Raw genomic sequence first — 15,982 nt, forward strand, 5'->3', positions numbered from 1 at the left:
GCAGATGGCGCTCGATCCCGCCCGCATCACGGAGGCTGCCGTCGCGCTGCTCGACGAGGTCGGCCTCGACGCGCTCTCCACGCGCCGGCTGGCCGCCCGGCTGGGCATCGCGTCGCCGAGCCTCTACTGGCACGTCAAGGACAAGGCGGCGCTGCTCGACCTCGTGGCCGAGGCGATCTGCGCCGACGCGTTCGCGATCGACCCGGCGCTGTCCTGGCGCGACCAGCTGGCCACAGGCCTGCGTCAGTTCCGCGCGATGCTGCTCGCGCACCGCGACGCCGCCCGGCTGCTGCGCGACCGGCCGCCGCGCGGCCCGCACCGCCTCGGGCACGTCGAGACGACCCTGACCATCCTGCTCGACGCCGGGTTCACCGAGGAGGACGCCGCAGGCATCGCGCGGCTGCTCACCGCCCACGTGCTCGACTCCGTGCCGGCCGGCGGCCCGCCCGCTGCGCGCACGGAGTGGCCGGACCTCGCCGGCTACCCGAGTCTCCGCCGGGTGGCGCCCACGTTCGCGTCCCAGACCGCCGACGCGGTCTTCGAGCTGGGCGTGGAGATCATCCTCGACGGCCTGGCGGCACGCGTAGCGTCGCAGTCGTGAGCGCGCAGGACGACCGGCCCGTGGCCGTGGTGACCGGGGCGAACCGCGGCATCGGACGGGAGGTCGCGCGGCAGCTGGCCGCGCGCGGCCACCGCGTCGTGGTCGGCTCCCGCGACCTCGACCGTGGTCGCCGCGTGGCAGCGGAGCTGGGCGTGACGGCCTGCCGGCTCGACGTCGCCGACGACGCGAGCGTCGCGGCCATGGCCGAGGAGGTGACCAGCGCGTTCGGCCGGGTCGACGTGCTGGTCAACAACGCCGCGATCGACTACGACACCGACGCCCGCGCCGTCACCGCCGACCTGGCACGCGTGCACGCGGCGTTCGAGACGAACCTGTTCGGGGCCTGGCGCACCGCGCTGGCGCTGCTGCCGCTGCTGCGCCGCAGCCCGCACCCGCGGATCGTCAACGTCTCCAGCGAGGGCGGCTCGCTCGCGTCGATGGGTGGCGGCACCCCGGCGTACAGCACGTCGAAGGCGGCGCTGAACGCGTTGACCCGGGTGCTGGCCGCGGAGCTGCGCGGGCAGCGCGTGCTGGTGAACGCCGTCTGCCCCGGGTGGGTCGCGACCGACATGGGCGGGCCCGGCGGCCGTCCGGTGCGCGAGGGCGCGGCCGGCGTCGTGTGGGCGGCCACCCTGCCCGACGGCGGACCGACCGGTGGGTTCTTCCGGGACGGGCACCCGCTGCCCTGGTGATCACCGGCGGCGGGTGAAACACGTCACGATCAGCATCACAGCGGTGTCACCCGGTAGGGCTGAGGGGGTCCGTTCGTCGTAGGCTCCCGGCAAGTTTTCAGCCCCGTCGCCGTGGGACCCGCCCGCGACGGCGGTACCGGGAAGACGAGGAACCCACTGACGTGTCATCCACCACAGACGCGTCCGCTGGTCGGGCGCAGATCGCGGAACGCACTCTCCGAACCGATCGGTGGTGGTTCCCGCCCTTGCGGGACTTCACCCTCCTCGTCTTGTGGGTCGCCTACGCGACCGTGCGGGCGTTCCAGCAGGACTGGTACTTCACGACCGACCAGAACTTCAGCTACCTGACGCCGTTCTACTCGCCGTGCTTCTCGCTCGGCTGCGTGCCGGAGGCGTCGCACTTCGGGCAGTTCCTGCCGGACTGGTGGTTCCTGCCCTACGCGGCGCTGACGCTGCCGTTCCTGCTGCTGTTCCGCCTCACCTGCTACTACTACCGCAAGGCCTACTACCGGGCCTTCTGGCTGTCGCCGCCGGCCTGCGCCGTCGCCGAGCCGCACGCGAAGTACACGGGTGAGACGCGGTTCCCGCTGCTCGGGCAGAACCTGCACCGCTACTTCTTCTACGCCGCCGCGATCATCTCGGTGATCAACACCTACGATGCGGTGGTCGCCTTCATCAACAAGGACGGCAGCTTCGGCCTCGGGCTGGGCAACATCATCCTGCTGGCCAACGTGATCCTGCTGTGGGCGTACACGGCCTCGTGCCACTCCTGCCGGTCGATCATCGGCGGGCGCCTGAACCACTTCTCCAAGCACCCGCTGCGCTACAAGGCGTGGGGCTTCGTCTCGAAGCTCAACGAGAAGCACATGCAGCTGGCGTGGACGACACTGGCCTCCCTGGCCATCACGGACTTCTACATCATGGCCGTCTCGGCCGGGTGGATCTCCGACCTGCGGATCGTGGGGTGACGCACCGATGACAACACCGAGTGAAGAGATCGAACGCCACGAGTACGACGTCGTCGTCATCGGTGCCGGCGGTGCCGGCCTGCGGGCCGCGATCGAGGCCCGGTTGCAGGGCAAGCGCACCGCGATCATCACGAAGTCGCTGTTCGGCAAGGCGCACACCGTGATGGCCGAGGGTGGTTGTGCCGCGGCGATGGGCAACGCCAACCCGAACGACAACTGGCGCGTGCACTTCGGCGACACCATGCGCGGCGGCAAGTTCCTCAACAACTGGCGCATGGCCGAGCTGCACGCCAAGGAGGCGCCGGACCGCGTCTGGGAGCTGGAGACCTATGGCGCGCTGTTCGACCGCACCCCGGACGGCAAGATCAGCCAGCGCAACTTCGGCGGCCACTCGTACCCGCGGCTCGCGCACGTCGGCGACCGGACGGGCCTGGAGCTGATCCGCACGCTGCAGCAGAAGATCGTGTCGCTGCAGCAGGACGACTTCAAGGAGACCGGCGACTACGAGTCGCACATCAAGGTCTTCCACGAGACCACGATCACCGACCTGTTCAAGACGGACGGGCGGATCGCGGGCTGCTTCGGCTACTTCCGCTCCACCGGCAACTTCGTCCGCTTCGACGCGCCGGCGATCGTGCTGGCCACCGGCGGGGTCGGCAAGAGCTACTCGGTCACGTCGAACTCCTGGGAGTACACCGGCGACGGCCACGCGCTGGCCCTGCGCGCCGGCGCCACCCTGATCAACATGGAGTTCCTGCAGTTCCACCCGACGGGCATGGTGTGGCCCCCGTCGGTGAAGGGGATCCTGGTCACGGAGTCGGTGCGCGGTGACGGAGGTGTGCTGCGCAACTCCGAGGGCAAGCGGTTCATGTTCGACTACATCGCCGACGTCTTCAAGAACCTCTACGCGACGACGGAGGAGGAGGCGGACCGCTGGTACACCGACCCGGACAACAACAAGCGCCCGCCGGAGCTCCTGCCGCGTGACGAGGTCGCGCGCGCGATCAACTCCGAGGTCAAGGCGGGTCGCGGCACGCCGCACGGCGGGGTCTACCTGGACGTGTCGACGCGCCTGCCCGCCGAGCAGATCCTCAAGCGGCTGCCGTCGATGCACCACCAGTTCAAGGAACTGGCCGACGTCGACATCACCAAGGAGCCGATGGAGGTCGGCCCGACCTGCCACTACGTGATGGGCGGGGTGGAGGTCGACCCCGACACCGGCATGTCGCGGGTGCCCGGCCTGTTCGCCGCGGGGGAGTGCTCCGGCGGCATGCACGGGTCGAACCGGCTCGGCGGCAACTCGCTGTCGGACCTGCTGGTGTTCGGCCGCCGCTGCGGTCTCGGCGCAGCGGAGTACGTCGACAGCCTCACCGCCCGGCCCGAGGTGGCGCAGGCCGACCTCGACCAGGCCGAGCAGCGGGCGCTGCTGCCCTTCACCACGGCGGCCGAGGGCGGGGAGAACCCGTTCGTCGTGCACCTGGAGCTGCAGAAGACGATGCACGAGCTCGTCGGCATCATCCGCAAGGCCGACGAGATGGAGATGGCTCTCAAGAAGCTCCAGGACATCGCCACCCGCACCCGCACGGTCTCCGTGACGGGCGGCCGGGCGTTCAACCCGAACTGGCACCTGGCGCTGGACCTGCGCAACATGCTGCTCGTCTCGCTGTGCGTGGCGAAGGCGGCTCTGGAGCGTCAGGAGAGCCGCGGCGGGCACACCCGCGACGACTTCCCCGTGATGGACGCCGACTGGCGGCACGTGCTGTTGGTGCTCTCGGCGCTCGGTGAGGACAACGTCGAGCTGGAGCGCAAGGAGCAGATCCCGATGCGCCCCGACCTGCTCGACATCTTCGAGATGGACGAGCTGAAGAAGTACTACACGGGCGACGAGCTCGGTGGGCACCGCGCCGAGGCTGGGGAGAAGGCATGAGCTACTGGGCCCATTTCCGGGTGTGGCGGGGCGACTCCGAGAAGGGGGAGCTCGTCGACTACCCGGCCGAGGTCAACGAGGGCGAGGTCGTCCTCGACATCGTCCACCGGCTGCAGCAGACCGAGGCGCCTGACCTGGCCGTCCGCTGGAACTGCAAGGCCGGCAAGTGCGGCTCGTGTTCCATGGAGATCAACGGGCGACCGCGCCTGGCGTGCATGACGCGGATGAACACGTTCGCCGAGGACGAGGTCGTCACGATCACGCCGCTGCGCACGTTCCCGGTGATCCGCGACCTCGTCACCGACGTGAGCTTCAACTACACGAAGGCCCGCGAGGTGCCGGCGTTCGCGCCGCCGCCGGACCTGGCGCCGGGCGAGTACCGGATGCAGCAGGTCGACGTCGAGCGGAGCCAGGAGTTCCGCAAGTGCATCGAGTGCTACCTGTGCCAGAACACGTGCCACGTGGTGCGTGACCACGAGGAGAACAAGGCGAACTTCGCCGGCCCGCGCTACCTGATGCGGATCGCGGAGCTCGACATGCACCCCCTCGACGTCGCGGACCGCCAGCACGCGGCGCAGGAGGAGCACGGCCTCGGGTACTGCAACATCACCAAGTGCTGCACCGAGGTCTGCCCCGAGCACATCAAGATCACCGACAACGCGCTGATCCCGTTGAAGGAGCGCGTCGTCGACCGGAAGTACGACCCGCTCGTCTGGCTCGGCAACAAGATCTTCAAGCGCGGCGACGCGCGCGCCGAGCAGAAGTAGCCGCACCAGCTCGAACGGCCCCTCCGCGGAGGGGCCGTTCGCGTCTGCAGGGGAGGACATCCATGAAGGCCGTCACCGTCACCGGGGGCGAGTTCGCCGTCGTCGACCTGCCCTCGCCGGTCCCGGACCGCGGGCAGCTGCGGCTGAAGGTGCTGAGGTGCGGCATCTGCGGCTCCGACCTGCACGCCCGTGACCACAGCGACGAGCTGGCCGACATCGCCGCCGAGATCGGCTACGACGGCCTGTTCCGCTCGACCGACGCCGCCGTGCTCGGCCACGAGTTCTCCGGCGAGGTGCTCGAGGGTGGCCCCGGCACGTCGCTGAAGCCCGGCACGCGGGTGGTGTCGTTCCCGCTGGTGCGTCGCGGCGCGGAGGTGCACACCACCGGGCTCTCGCCGTCGGCGCCGGGCGGGTACGCCGAGGAGGTGCTCGTCGAGGAGGCGATGTCGTTCGCGATCCCCGACGGGTTGTCGACCGAGGTCGCCACGCTCACCGAGCCGATGGCCGTGGGCCTGCACGCGGTGCGCCGCAGCGGCATCACGAAGAAGCAGGTCGCCGTCGTCGTGGGGTGCGGGCCGGTCGGGCTGGCCGTCATCGGCATGCTCAAGGCGACCGGGGTGCGCACGGTCGTCGCGAGCGACCTCTCGCCCGGCCGGCGCGCACTGGCGACGGCAGTGGGTGCCGACGTGGTGGTCGATCCGGCGCAGGACTCGCCGTGGGACCGGCTGCAGGGACACGGCCACATCGAGATGGCGACGGACCTGTTCGAGCTGGGCGTGTCCAGCATGGAGAAGCTGCGCGCGATCCCGCTGATCCCGTGGACGCGCGTCTGGGACCTCGCCGCGCTCGCCGGCCAGACCACGCCGAAGCACCCCGTCGTCTTCGAGTGCGTCGGGGTGCCCGGGCTGATCGACCAGGTCATCGCCGGTGCGCCGCTGGCGACGAAGGTCGTGGTGGTGGGCGTGTGCATGCAGCCCGACACTGTCCGGCCGGCCATGGCGATCAACAAGGAGATCGACCTGCGGTTCGTGCTGGGCTACACGCCGCGCGAGTTCGAGGAGGCGCTGCAGCTGCTCGCTGCCGGGAAGGTGAACGCGGCGCCGCTGGTCACGGGCACCGTGGGCCTGCACGGCGTGGACACGGCGTTCACGGCCCTGCGCGACCCGGAGGCGCACGCGAAGATCCTCATCGACCCCGCACGGGAGGGGCGCGAAATCCAGGCCCCGGCCTGACCGCAACCGGGCCAGAGCGACGTCACACACCCAGTGCGGTCGTCACACAGGTTGCAGCATGTGTGAGGACCGCAGTCGATGTGTGACGTGGCCTCAGCTCTGGCCGAGGCTCTTCCGCAGCTCGTCGAGCTTCTCCTTGGCCTTGCGCTCGCGCTCGGCCAGCTGCTCGTCCAGCGCGCGCCCCTGCTCGGTCTCGCCGGCCAGTTCGGTGCTGCCGATGGCGGTGGCCGAGCGGCCCTCGATCTTCGCGCGCACGTAGTCGAAGCTGGGCACGCCGCGCTCGTCGTAGTCCGGGGTGAACGCGGGCGGGTCGGCCTTCGCCGCGGCGAGCAGCGCCGCGGGATCCTCCACGATCTCGGCGTCGACGATCTCGGGACTCTGCGCGTCCTGGGGTGACGAATCGGGCATCTCGCACCTTTCTTCGCCCGTGGTCAGTGCTGCTACGCCACGTTACCGCCGATCACCCGATTGCGAGCGGCTGCGCGCGTGTCGCGTCGTGACGGCGTGCAGTCACCTTCGTTGGTCGGAGCGTGACAACAGCACTGGGTGATCGCACCGCTACTGAAACGGTGCCGATCTCGCGCATCGCGCCGACGGGATCCGTCGTCGACCTCGTCGTCCCGGCCGCACTGGGCGCGCTGCGCTGGTACGGCAGCACGCGGTTCACCGGACCGCGGCTGGCCCGGCACTTCTTCCTCGCCCCGGCCGGCGAGCACCAGGTGATCCCGCGCAAGCTCCTGCCCGGCGCGCGCGAGCAACGGATCCCGATGCGCGGCTACGACGCCGTGCTCTTCGAGGCCGCCGACCGCTCGGACGCCGCGCTCGCGCTCGTCGGCCCGTTCCACGAGGCGACGACGTGGTTCGGCGGGCCGGCGCCGGGACCGCGCGGCATCGACAACCTCATCTCGACGTTCCGCTTCACCGACGCCGCCGGCGGAGCCAGCCTGGTTCCCGCGTCGGACCTGCTGGTCCGGCAGAGCGGCGTGTCCGTGATCGGGCGCAGTGACCACGCGCTGGTGTCGGTGCGCGAGGCGGCGGAGGCCCTGCCGTCCCTGCCGGAGTGGGCGGGCCTCGCCGTCGCCGGCGGCGAGCTGTGGCGCACCGGACGTGCGCTGGAGCCGGCCGTGGCGTCCCTCGTGGCGGACACGGCGCACGCGTGGCGCTACCTGCTCGCCGGCCCGTCCGCCGTCACCGACGTGGTGCTGCTGGGCCCCGAGTCCGGGCGACCGGCCATCGGGCTGGCCGAGGACGCCGTGGTCGCTGCCCTCTCGGCCCTCACCGCCCGGTGGACGCGATGACCGTCGAGCTCGCCGTCGCGCTGCTGGCCCTGCTCGTGGGGCTGTTCGCCCTGGTCGCGCTCGTCGCGGTGTACGCGCGGGTGCGCGCTCTCGAGGCCGGTCGCGCCGACGGGGTGAGCGGTTACGCGTCCTTGCTCGGCACGCCGGCTCCGGCCGTCGCGCCGTTCGCCGGACAACGGGTGAGCGTGGTCGCCGTCCTGGACGCCGACTGCGCGCTCTGCCACGAGGTGCTCGCCACGCTGTCGGCCATGGCCGGGCCCGACCACCGCAGCGTCGCTGTGTGCGACCGCGCCGGGTTCGCCCCCGCACCCGGTGTGGACATCATCACCGATCCCGCGGTGCGCGCCGAGCTGTTCGAGGGCTACAGCCCCACGGTCCTCGCCGTGGACGCCGCCGGCCGGATCCGCTCCCGCACGTTCGTCTACGCCGACACCGACCGCGTCGAGCTCGTCACCGGGCTCCTCGCACGCACCGAACGGGCCGCGGCATGAGGATCGACGACATCCCGTCCGCTGCGGAACCGCCGCCGGACGCCCGACCCAGCTCCGTCGTCGCGCGCATCCGCGACCTGCGACCCAGCCGCCGCACCGTCCTCAAGGGCCTGTTCGTGGCCGCCGCCGCAGCCAGCCTCGTGCCGCTGGACTGGTACCTGGCGCGCCGCCAGGCCCACGCCGCCGGCGACGGCCCGCGCACCGAGTTCATGGAGTGCGAGGAGGGCGGCTACGACGAAGAGCGGAACAACTGGCCGTCCGGAGGCAGCCCGATGTGCATCGGCGGGTTCCGGCGCGGCAGCTTCCCGTGCAAGGGCGGCTGGCACCGCGAGGGCGAGTTCCGCGACGACGACGACACCGCGACCGTGACCTCCACGCGGGCGGCGACCAACTGCCACGGCCGCAACGCCTGGCGCTGGAAGAGCGTGCGCTGCTCCGACGCCATGACCACGATCTCGTGGGACGACGGCGACGAGTACACCGGCAAGACGATCGCTGTCTGCGGGATCTCGGCATGACGGCCCCCGCGCGGGCGCCGCGGTGGACCCTGCACCCGCTGACGACGGCGCTGGCGCTGCTGGCCGTCGCCGCGCTCGCCGGGCTGCGGGCCTTCACCGCCGCACCTGGCAGCGACGCCGCCGGTCTCGGCGGCCTGGTCGCGGTGCTCGCCGCCGGCGCGGCCGCCGGGTACGCCAACTCCGGCAGCACTTGAAGCCACAACTCGGCGTTCCTGCTGAGCGCGTCGGTCTGGCGCGACAAGCCCGTGATCCGGTTCTTCGGCGCCGGCCTGCTCCTCGGGGCGGTGCTGGTGGCGTTCGTGGCCGCCGTGCTCGGCGCGCTGCCGCAGGCGCTGGTGCCCGCGCCCGTCCGCTGGGTGCTGTTCGGCCTCGCCGCCATCGTGGTGCTCGCCCGGGAGGCCGGCCTGCTGCGGTTCCGGGTGCCGGAGAACGCCCGGCTCGTGCCGGAGGACGTGCAGCACCTGCGGGAGTGGGGTGCGCTGCAGTTCGGGTTCGAGATGGGCACCGGGATGCGCACCTACTCGCCGTCGGCGCTGCCGCACCTGCTGCTGCTCGCGGTGGTGCTGGTGGTGCCGTTCCCGGCGGCGTTCGCCGTGGCCGTTGGGTTCGCCGCCGGACGGCTGGCGATGCCGGTGCAGTCCAACGCGTGGAGCGACGACGGCGCCTGGTCGCAGGTGTGGGCGCGTGCCGAACCCGTCGTCCGGCCGGTGCTGGCGGTGGCGTGCGTCGGCGCGCTGGTGCTTGCGATGCTGGCGGCATGAGGGTCACCGGGGTCGTCGTGGTGTACGACGTGAGCTGCCCGAACTGCTCGCGGATCGCACGGGAGCTGCCGGACCTCGTCCGGGTGCCGGTGACCGTGCGATCCTGCCGCGATCCGCAGCTCGCCGACACCTATCCGGGCCTGACGCCCCGCGTGCGGTCCTGCGGGACGCCGGCGGTCGGCATCGTCCGTGGCAGCGGCCAGGTCCGCTGGTGGACGGGCCTGACCGGCGCGATCGGCCTGCTGCCGCTGCTGCGGTGGCGCGAGCTGCCGGAGGCCGCGGAACTGCTCGGCACGGCCCTGCGCACGCGCCGACGGGGGCGGGCGTGGGGATGACCGCCGGATCTCCGCCGCGAACGGCGGGTCGGATTCGAACCGTGGATACCAGATAACCGACTGTCGCCGGCCCGCTTCCCGTCAGCTCCGACGCTAGCCCGCCGACCCCGGAGGAGTCTCCTGGTTTGCCGCTCGTTCGGCGTCGTTCCGCACCACGCACATCTGGTTGCCCTCGGGATCGGCGAGGGTGACCCAGCCGGTGCCGGGCCCGTACTTGCCGCGGTGGTCGGCGACGACGACGGCGCCGTGCTCGATCAGGCGGGTGACCTCGTCGTCCCGGGTGCCGGTCCGCGGCGCGATGTCGAAGTGGATGCGCTTGGCCGGCAGCTCGGCGTCCGGGACCTCGATGAACAGCAGCTGCTGCCCCGTCTCGGGGTCGCGGATCATGCACTCCTCGTGCCCGGGCAGGTTCGGGTCGCCCTCGATGTCGACGTACCCGAGCACCGGCTTCCACCACTCCGAGAGCTCGTAGGCGTTGCGGCAGTCGATCGTGACGTGCGAGAGGTAGCTGCTCATACGCCGACCGTCCCGTCGATGCCCTCGCGGACGAGGTCCGCGTGCCCGTTGTGCCGCGCGTACTCGTGGATCATGTGCAGGATCACCATGCGCAGCGACACGTCCTCGCCCCAGCGCGGCGCCCACGCCGTGACGTCGAGCGACGCCGCGTCGCGCTCGATCCGCCGGGCGTGCGCCACCTCCGCCTCCCACGCGGCGAACGCGTCGGCACGGGTGGCCGTCGACGCGTCGTAGGCGACCTGGAAGTCGCCGTCGGACGACCACACCAGCGGGATGTCGGACTCGCCGCCTATGATCCGGCGGAACCACGCCCGCTCCACCTCGGCCATGTGCCGCACCAACCCGAGCAGCGAGAGCGCCGACGTCGGGACCGCGGCGCGCCGCAGCTCGTCGTCGGACAGGCCGTCGCACTTCATGGCGAGCGTCGCGCGATGGAAGTCCAGGAACGCCCGCAGCATCTCCCGCTCGCCGGCTGTGGACGGTATCTCGGGTCGTTCGGTCGGCACGGCGCCGAGATTAGTCTCTAGCTTCGTGCGCACTGCCCCGTACGGATCATGGCCCACCCCGTTCACCGCCGAGCGTGTCATCGAGGAGGCGGTGCGCCTGAACGAGCTGCGGCTCGACGGCGCCGACGTCTACTGGGACGAGGGCCGACCCGCGGAGGGTGGTCGCACCCAGCTCGTCCGCCGCGCCGCCGACGGCACTGTCACCGACCTGCTGCCGGACGGGCGCAACGCGCGCAGCGCCGTCCACGAGTACGGGGGAGCGGCGTGGTGGGTGCATGCCGGCGTGGTGTGGTTCGTCGACTGGGCCGACCAGCGCCTGCACCGGCTCGAGCCGGGCGGCGACCCGGTCGCGCTCACCCCGGAACCCGCGCAGCCGCGCGCCGACCGCTACGCCGACGGCCACCTCGCACCCGACGGCGAGACGGTTGTCTGCGTTCGTGAACGGCACACCGGGGCCGGTGCTGCCGACGTCGTCAACGAGATCGTCCGGCTCGCCGCGCACCAGCCGTCCGAACCGGAGGTGCTGGTCAGCGGCCCCGACTTCGTCGCGTCGCCGCGCATCTCCCCGGACGGGCAGGTCCTCGCGTGGCTGCAGTGGAACCACCCCGACATGCCGTGGGACTCGGCCACGCTCATGGTGCGCAACCTGACGACGGACGCCGAGGCCGTCGTCGCCGGCGGGCGGGACGAGTCGGTCACCCAGCCGAGCTGGCAGCCGGACGGCTCGCTGTGGTTCTGCAGCGACCGCACCGACTGGTGGAACCTGTACCGCTGGAAACCACGGACCGACATCGCCGGGGTCGTGCGCATCGCCGCCGAGATCGGCGGCCCGCAGTGGCGGTTCGACCTGTCCCGCTACGCGGTGCTCGCCGACGGCTCGGTCGTCTTCGCCCGGTGCGCCGGCGGCCTCGACGGCCTCGGCCTGCGCACCGCGGACGGGACCGTCCGCGACCTCGACCTGCCGTTCACCGACGTCTCGACCGTCCGCGCGGCCCCGGACGGCACCGTGGTGCTGATCGCGGCGACCGCGACGTCGACCGCCGGGGTGTACCGGCTCGATCCCGTCACCGGCGCGCTCACCGTGCTGCGCGCGCCCCGTGACCTCGGCGTCGACGCGGCGGCGATCTCCGTCGCGGAGCCGATCACGTTCCCCGCCGGCCCGGACGGCCGGGTCGCGCACGCGCTCTACTACCCGCCCGTCAACACCGAGTGGACCGGGCCAGAGGGGTCCTTGCCGCCTCTGGTCGTGGAGATCCACGGCGGCCCGACGGCCGCGGCGTCACCGGCGTTGTCGCTGTCGCGGCAGTTCTGGACCAGCCGCGGGTTCGGCGTCGTCGACGTCAATCACGGCGGGTCCACCGGCTACGGCCGCCCGTTCCGCGAGGAGCTGCGCGGCACGTGGGGCGTGCTCGACGTCGGCGACTGCATCGCGGCCGCCCGCTGGCTCGCCGCCCAGGGTCGCGTCGACGGCTCCCGCATGACCATCCGCGGCGGCTCGGCAGGCGGCTTCACCGTGCTCGCCGCGCTGACCACGCCCGGGCAGCCGTTCGCGGCCGGCGCCGACCACTTCGGCATCGCCGACCTCGCCGTACTGGCCGCCGACACCCACAAGTTCGAGAGCCGGTACATGGACCGGCTCGTCGGCACCGACCCCGACGTCATCCGCGACCGCTCACCCATCCACCACGTCGACCGCCTCGACAAACCCCTGATCGTGCTGCAGGGCAGCGAGGACGCCGTCGTCCCGCCCGCGCAGAGCCGCCTCATCGTCGACGCCCTCCGCAGCCGCGGCGTCCCCGTCGCCTACCTCGAGTTCGAGGGCGAGCAGCACGGCTTCCGCCGCGCGGAGAACATCCGCCGCGCGCTGGAGGCCGAGCTGTCGTTCTACGCGCAGGTGCTGGGGTTCGAGCTGCCGGAGGGGGAGGGCATCGAGCCGGTGGTGGTGGAGCACCTCTGAACACAGGAACGGCGCACGGCGGGGAGCCCGCCGTGCGCCGTGTCGTTCGTGCTCAGCTGGGTCCGCCGCCGCCGTGCGAGGAAGCCGCGACGACCTCCATCTCGGCGTCGTGCACGGCCGTCGGGTCGAGCGGGCCGACCTTGCGGCTGCGCTTGGTCCGTCGGTCGAGGTAGTTCGCCAGCCGCGAGAGCAGCAGGCACATCGCGATGTAGATGACCGCGATGACGAGCCCGACCTGCAGGATCGGCGAGGACAGGTTCGGCTGGCTGCCGAGGTAGCGGGCCTGGTAGAGCAGCTCCGGGTAGAGGATCAGGAAGCCCAGCGCGGTGTCCTTGAGCACCACGACGAGCTGGCTGATGATCGTCGGGAGCATCGCGCGCAGCGCCTGCGGGAGCAGGACGTTGGTCATCATCTGGGTCTTGCGCATCCCGAGCGCGTACGACGCCTCGGTCTGGCCCTTCGGGAGGGCCCGGACGCCACCGCGGAAGATCTCCGCGAGCACCGAGCCGTTGTAGAGCATCAGGCCGAGCACCAGCGCCCAGAACGTGTTGATGTTCAGGCCGAGGCTGCGCGACAGGCCGAAGTACAGGATGAAGATCAGGATCAGCAGTGGGATCGCGCGGAAGAACTCCACGATCGCCGTCGAGGGCACGCTCACCCACCGGTGGTCCGACATCCGGCCGGCCGCGAACACCGCGCCGAAGAGGAGCGAGAGGACCGCTGCGACCAGGAACGCGGACACCGTCGCCCACCACGCGTTCAGCAGCAGAACCTGGATCTGCGAGTACTGGATGAACTCCCAGCGCCGGGCGCTGAACTGCCCGGTGGCGACCAGCCGGTAGATCACGAAGGCGAAGATCGCGAGGAGCACGATCGAGCCGAGCACGCCGTAGGACCGGTACCGGACCCTGGCCTTCGGGCCGGCGTTGTCGTACAGGACGGAGGTCATCGGGACACGCTCCACCGCTTCTCGAGCCGACGCTGCAGGATCGTCAGCGGAGTGACGAGGATCAGGAAGCCGACCGCGACCCACAGAAGGCCGACGAACACGTCGTATCCCCGCTCGGACAGGTTCTGGTAGATGCCGCCGGCCTCGACGACCGAGAAACCGGCGGCGATGGTGGTGTTCTTGAGCAGAGCGATCTGCACGTTCGTCAACGGCGGGACGACCGCGCGGATGGCCTGCGGCAGCACGATCTGGCTGATCGTCTGGGTGAAGCCGAAGCCGAGGGCGCGCGACGCCTCCGCCTGCCCGACGGGCACCGTGTTGATGCCGGAGCGCACGCATTCGCAGACGAAGGCGGCGGTGTACACCGTGAGGGCGAGGCAGGCGAGCGTGAAGAAGTCGAGCCGCACGATGTCGAGGCGCGGGTAGGCGAAGGCGAAGAAGAAGAAGACCAGTGTCAGCGGGGTGTTGCGGATGGTGTTGACGTAGCCGGCGCCGAAGGCTCGCAGGATCGGTACCGGGCTGACCCGCATGCCGGCCAGCAGGGTGCCCCAGATGAGGGACCCGATCGCCGAGATGACGAACAGCTCGATGGTCGTGAGGAACCCGCTGCCGTACAAGGCGAGGTTGTCGAAGAGGACGTTCACCGGAGGATCTCCCTGTCCGGGCCGGGTGGAGGTACGGCGAAGGGGTGGGCCCGCCCGCGGACGGGCCCACCCCTTCGGCTTGCGTCAGTAGCGCTGCAGCGCGGGCGGGGTGCCCGGCGAACCGGACTTGCCCAGCGTGCCGTCGTAGATCTTCTTCCAGGTGCCGTCGTCGATCGCGGCCTGCAGGAGATCGTTGATCTTGCCGCGCAGGGCGGAGTCGTCCTTGTTCAGGCCGATGCCGTAGGGCTCCTTCGAGAACGGCTCACCCACGACCTTGAGGTCTTCCGGCTGGACCGCCGCGAACCCCTTGAGGATGGCGTCGTCGGTGGTGACGGCGTCGACCTGCTTGGAGATCAGCTGGTCCACGCACTGGCTGTAGGTCTGGAACTCCACGATGTTCGCGGGCTCGGTGAGGCCCTGGTCCTTGACGCGCTGGATCGGCGTCGAACCCGTCACCGAGCAGACCTTCTTGCCCTTGAGCGTGTCCTTGCCCGTGATCGCGGTCTCGTCCTTGCGGACCAGGAGGGCCTGGCCGGCGACGAAGTACGGGCCGGCGAACGACACGCGCTGCTTGCGGTTGTCGTTGATCGTGTACGTGCCGACCATGTAGTCGATGTCGCCGCGGGAGATCGTGTCCTCACGGGCGGCCGACGGCACGGCCTTGTACTCGATCTTGTCGTCGCCGTAGCCGAGGCCGGCGGCGACCATGCGGGCGATCTCGACGTCGAAGCCGGAGCGCTTGCCCGTCGTCGCGTCCTTGTACCCGAGACCGGGCTGGTCCTCGCGGATGCCGAGGACGAGCTTGCCCCGCTGCTTGATCTTGTCGAAGGTGGTGGAGCCGGTGAGCGCGACGTTCGAGGCGACCGGGTAGGTGAGCGCGGCGTCGGACCCGGCGGGCGCGCTGCCGCCACCCGGGGCAGTCGGAGCGCCCTCCTTGCCGCACGCGGTGAGGGCGAGGGCGCCGACGAGCAGCCCCAGCGCCAGCTTGCGGATCTTCATTTCCGAGAGTTCCCTTCCGGGGAGCGGACGTACTAGTGGGTGAGGATCTTGCCGAGGAAGTCCTTCGCCCGGTTGGACCGGGGGTTGGTGAAGAACTCCTCGGGGGTCGAGTCCTCGACGATCTCGCCGTCCGCCATGAAGATGACGCGGTGGGCGGCGCGGCGGGCGAAGCCCATCTCGTGGGTCACCACGAGCATGGTCATGCCCTCCTTTGCCAGCGAGGTCATCACGTCGAGGACCTCGTTGACCATCTCGGGGTCGAGTGCCGAGGTGGGCTCGTCGAAGAGCATCACCTTCGGGTTCATCGCGAGCGCGCGGGCGATGGCCACGCGCTGCTGCTGTCCACCGGACAGCTGGGCCGGGTACTTGTCGCGCTGGTTGGCGATCCCGACCCGGTCGAGGAGGGCCAGGCCCTTCTTCTCGGCCTCGGCCTTGCTGGTCTTGCGCACCTTCAGCGGTGCGAGCGTGACGTTCTCGAGGATCGTCTTGTGGGCGAAGAGGTTGAAGCTCTGGAACACCATGCCGACGTCGGCGCGCAGCGCGGCCAGCGCCTTGCCCTCCGCGGGGAGGGTCTTGCCGTCGATCTCGATGGTGCCGGAGTCGATGGGTTCGAGTCGGTTGATCGTGCGGCACAGGGTGGACTTGCCGGAGCCCGACGGGCCCAGCACCACCACCACCTGGCCCGCAGCGACCTCCAGGTTGATGTCGCGCAGCACGTGCAGGTCGCCGAAGTGCTTGTCGACGGCCGCCATGCGGATCATGGGCGTATCGGGCATGGCGGGACGCTAGGGCGAGACGGACACCACAGTCCAGCACCTTGG

Annotated in this window: 20 protein-coding genes; 13 read left to right on the forward strand and 7 right to left on the reverse strand. The window is 71.1% G+C overall.

The window, feature by feature from the left end; translation table 11 throughout:
- Positions 1-4 precede the first annotated feature (4 nt).
- The 6 genes from ACQEVB_RS20330 to ACQEVB_RS20355 all read left to right on the forward strand — a co-directional run bounded on the left by ACQEVB_RS20330 (position 5) and on the right by ACQEVB_RS20355 (position 6,187).
- Positions 5-601: a TetR/AcrR family transcriptional regulator C-terminal domain-containing protein gene (locus ACQEVB_RS20330; RefSeq protein ID WP_432973707.1), complete on the forward strand. Its 597-nt coding sequence runs from the start codon at positions 5-7 to the stop codon at positions 599-601.
- Positions 598-1,293: an SDR family NAD(P)-dependent oxidoreductase gene (locus ACQEVB_RS20335; RefSeq protein ID WP_432973709.1), complete on the forward strand. Its 696-nt coding sequence runs from the start codon at positions 598-600 to the stop codon at positions 1,291-1,293. Before ACQEVB_RS20330 ends, ACQEVB_RS20335 begins: the two co-directional genes overlap by 4 nt.
- 161 nt (positions 1,294-1,454) lie before the next feature.
- Entirely contained in the window at positions 1,455-2,261 is an 807-nt protein-coding gene (locus ACQEVB_RS20340) for a hypothetical protein (protein WP_432973711.1), read from the forward strand.
- A 7-nt stretch (positions 2,262-2,268) separates the two neighbouring features.
- Positions 2,269-4,188, forward strand: a complete 1,920-nt coding sequence (locus tag ACQEVB_RS20345; protein ID WP_432973713.1) for a fumarate reductase/succinate dehydrogenase flavoprotein subunit — start codon at positions 2,269-2,271, stop codon at positions 4,186-4,188.
- The gene (locus ACQEVB_RS20350; RefSeq protein ID WP_432973715.1) at positions 4,185-4,955 is read left to right on the forward strand and encodes a succinate dehydrogenase/fumarate reductase iron-sulfur subunit; all 771 of its coding nucleotides are present in this window, start codon (positions 4,185-4,187) and stop codon (positions 4,953-4,955) included. The genes ACQEVB_RS20345 and ACQEVB_RS20350 overlap by 4 nt, the downstream gene beginning before the upstream one ends.
- A 62-nt stretch (positions 4,956-5,017) precedes the next feature.
- Positions 5,018-6,187 (forward strand): zinc-binding dehydrogenase, encoded by a 1,170-nt coding sequence (locus tag ACQEVB_RS20355; RefSeq protein ID WP_432973717.1) that lies wholly within the window; start codon positions 5,018-5,020, stop codon positions 6,185-6,187.
- Between the two features lie 93 nt (positions 6,188-6,280).
- Here the strand turns inward: ACQEVB_RS20355 and ACQEVB_RS20360 are convergent, their stop codons facing one another.
- Positions 6,281-6,595 carry a hypothetical protein gene (locus ACQEVB_RS20360; RefSeq protein WP_432973719.1) on the reverse strand — a complete coding sequence of 105 codons (315 nt, stop codon included), beginning with the start codon at positions 6,593-6,595 and terminating at the stop codon, positions 6,281-6,283.
- Positions 6,596-6,756: 161 nt separating this feature from the next.
- On the opposite strand from ACQEVB_RS20360, the gene ACQEVB_RS20365 reads away from it, so the two are divergent.
- Genes ACQEVB_RS20365 through ACQEVB_RS20390 form a run of 6 tightly spaced genes read left to right on the forward strand, consistent with a single transcriptional unit; the run spans position 6,757 to position 9,590 of the window.
- On the forward strand, positions 6,757-7,485 hold the full coding sequence (locus tag ACQEVB_RS20365) for a hypothetical protein (RefSeq protein ID WP_432973721.1): 729 nt from the start codon (positions 6,757-6,759) through the stop codon (positions 7,483-7,485).
- A complete protein-coding gene (locus ACQEVB_RS20370) occupies positions 7,482-7,976 on the forward strand; it encodes a hypothetical protein (protein ID WP_432973723.1) in 495 nt (164 codons plus the stop codon). The genes ACQEVB_RS20365 and ACQEVB_RS20370 overlap by 4 nt, the downstream gene beginning before the upstream one ends.
- Positions 7,973-8,494, forward strand: a complete 522-nt coding sequence (locus ACQEVB_RS20375) for a hypothetical protein (protein ID WP_432973725.1) — start codon at positions 7,973-7,975, stop codon at positions 8,492-8,494. The genes ACQEVB_RS20370 and ACQEVB_RS20375 overlap by 4 nt, the downstream gene beginning before the upstream one ends.
- Positions 8,491-8,688, forward strand: coding sequence for a hypothetical protein (locus ACQEVB_RS20380; RefSeq protein WP_432973727.1), 198 nt, complete (start codon positions 8,491-8,493; stop codon positions 8,686-8,688). Before ACQEVB_RS20375 ends, ACQEVB_RS20380 begins: the two co-directional genes overlap by 4 nt.
- Before the next feature lie 51 nt (positions 8,689-8,739).
- On the forward strand, positions 8,740-9,255 hold the full coding sequence (locus ACQEVB_RS20385; RefSeq protein WP_432973729.1) for a hypothetical protein: 516 nt from the start codon (positions 8,740-8,742) through the stop codon (positions 9,253-9,255).
- A complete protein-coding gene (locus ACQEVB_RS20390; protein WP_432973731.1) occupies positions 9,252-9,590 on the forward strand; it encodes a hypothetical protein in 339 nt (112 codons plus the stop codon). Before ACQEVB_RS20385 ends, ACQEVB_RS20390 begins: the two co-directional genes overlap by 4 nt.
- Positions 9,591-9,683: 93 nt before the next feature.
- Here the strand turns inward: ACQEVB_RS20390 and ACQEVB_RS20395 are convergent, their stop codons facing one another.
- Both ACQEVB_RS20395 and ACQEVB_RS20400 read right to left on the reverse strand, forming a co-directional pair.
- Positions 9,684-10,106: a VOC family protein gene (locus ACQEVB_RS20395; RefSeq protein ID WP_432973733.1), complete on the reverse strand. Its 423-nt coding sequence runs from the start codon at positions 10,104-10,106 to the stop codon at positions 9,684-9,686.
- Positions 10,103-10,612: a DinB family protein gene (locus ACQEVB_RS20400; protein ID WP_432973735.1), complete on the reverse strand. Its 510-nt coding sequence runs from the start codon at positions 10,610-10,612 to the stop codon at positions 10,103-10,105. The genes ACQEVB_RS20395 and ACQEVB_RS20400 overlap by 4 nt, the downstream gene beginning before the upstream one ends.
- Before the next feature lie 25 nt (positions 10,613-10,637).
- Between ACQEVB_RS20400 and ACQEVB_RS20405 the strand changes: the two genes are divergently transcribed.
- Positions 10,638-12,569, forward strand: coding sequence for a prolyl oligopeptidase family serine peptidase (locus ACQEVB_RS20405; protein WP_432973737.1), 1,932 nt, complete (start codon positions 10,638-10,640; stop codon positions 12,567-12,569).
- Positions 12,570-12,621: 52 nt separating this feature from the next.
- Here ACQEVB_RS20405 and ACQEVB_RS20410 read toward each other — a convergent pair whose 3' ends face one another.
- The 4 genes from ACQEVB_RS20410 to gluA all read right to left on the reverse strand — a co-directional run bounded on the left by ACQEVB_RS20410 (position 12,622) and on the right by gluA (position 15,922).
- The gene (locus tag ACQEVB_RS20410) at positions 12,622-13,518 is read right to left on the reverse strand and encodes an amino acid ABC transporter permease (protein ID WP_432973739.1); all 897 of its coding nucleotides are present in this window, start codon (positions 13,516-13,518) and stop codon (positions 12,622-12,624) included.
- Positions 13,515-14,162 carry an amino acid ABC transporter permease gene (locus tag ACQEVB_RS20415; RefSeq protein ID WP_432973741.1) on the reverse strand — a complete coding sequence of 216 codons (648 nt, stop codon included), beginning with the start codon at positions 14,160-14,162 and terminating at the stop codon, positions 13,515-13,517. Before ACQEVB_RS20415 ends, ACQEVB_RS20410 begins: the two co-directional genes overlap by 4 nt.
- 84 nt (positions 14,163-14,246) lie before the next feature.
- Positions 14,247-15,161: a glutamate ABC transporter substrate-binding protein gene (locus ACQEVB_RS20420; protein WP_432973743.1), complete on the reverse strand. Its 915-nt coding sequence runs from the start codon at positions 15,159-15,161 to the stop codon at positions 14,247-14,249.
- Positions 15,162-15,193: 32 nt separating this feature from the next.
- Positions 15,194-15,922 carry a glutamate ABC transporter ATP-binding protein GluA gene (gene gluA / locus ACQEVB_RS20425; RefSeq protein WP_432980453.1) on the reverse strand — a complete coding sequence of 243 codons (729 nt, stop codon included), beginning with the start codon at positions 15,920-15,922 and terminating at the stop codon, positions 15,194-15,196.
- Between the last annotated feature and the right edge of the window lie 60 nt (positions 15,923-15,982).

This window comes from Pseudonocardia sp. CA-107938 (genome assembly GCF_050936315.1).
In the GTDB taxonomy this organism is placed as follows: domain Bacteria; phylum Actinomycetota; class Actinomycetes; order Mycobacteriales; family Pseudonocardiaceae; genus Pseudonocardia.

Bases quoted from the DNA above. Each gene is read 5' to 3' on its own strand.
- ACQEVB_RS20420 (WP_432973743.1), bottom strand. From the start codon at position 15,161: ATGAAGATCCGCAAGCTGGCGCTGGGGCTGCTCGTCGGCGCCCTCGCC.
- ACQEVB_RS20410 (WP_432973739.1), bottom strand. From the start codon at position 13,518: ATGACCTCCGTCCTGTACGACAACGCCGGCCCGAAGGCCAGGGTCCGG.
- ACQEVB_RS20350 (WP_432973715.1), top strand. From the start codon at position 4,185: ATGAGCTACTGGGCCCATTTCCGGGTGTGGCGGGGCGACTCCGAGAAG.
- ACQEVB_RS20375 (WP_432973725.1), top strand. From the start codon at position 7,973: ATGAGGATCGACGACATCCCGTCCGCTGCGGAACCGCCGCCGGACGCC.
- ACQEVB_RS20360 (WP_432973719.1), bottom strand. From the start codon at position 6,595: ATGCCCGATTCGTCACCCCAGGACGCGCAGAGTCCCGAGATCGTCGAC.
- ACQEVB_RS20390 (WP_432973731.1), top strand. From the start codon at position 9,252: ATGAGGGTCACCGGGGTCGTCGTGGTGTACGACGTGAGCTGCCCGAAC.
- ACQEVB_RS20370 (WP_432973723.1), top strand. From the start codon at position 7,482: ATGACCGTCGAGCTCGCCGTCGCGCTGCTGGCCCTGCTCGTGGGGCTG.
- ACQEVB_RS20355 (WP_432973717.1), top strand. From the start codon at position 5,018: ATGAAGGCCGTCACCGTCACCGGGGGCGAGTTCGCCGTCGTCGACCTG.
- ACQEVB_RS20345 (WP_432973713.1), top strand. From the start codon at position 2,269: ATGACAACACCGAGTGAAGAGATCGAACGCCACGAGTACGACGTCGTC.
- ACQEVB_RS20395 (WP_432973733.1), bottom strand. From the start codon at position 10,106: ATGAGCAGCTACCTCTCGCACGTCACGATCGACTGCCGCAACGCCTAC.
- gluA (WP_432980453.1), bottom strand. From the start codon at position 15,922: ATGATCCGCATGGCGGCCGTCGACAAGCACTTCGGCGACCTGCACGTG.
- ACQEVB_RS20330 (WP_432973707.1), top strand. From the start codon at position 5: ATGGCGCTCGATCCCGCCCGCATCACGGAGGCTGCCGTCGCGCTGCTC.
- ACQEVB_RS20380 (WP_432973727.1), top strand. From the start codon at position 8,491: ATGACGGCCCCCGCGCGGGCGCCGCGGTGGACCCTGCACCCGCTGACG.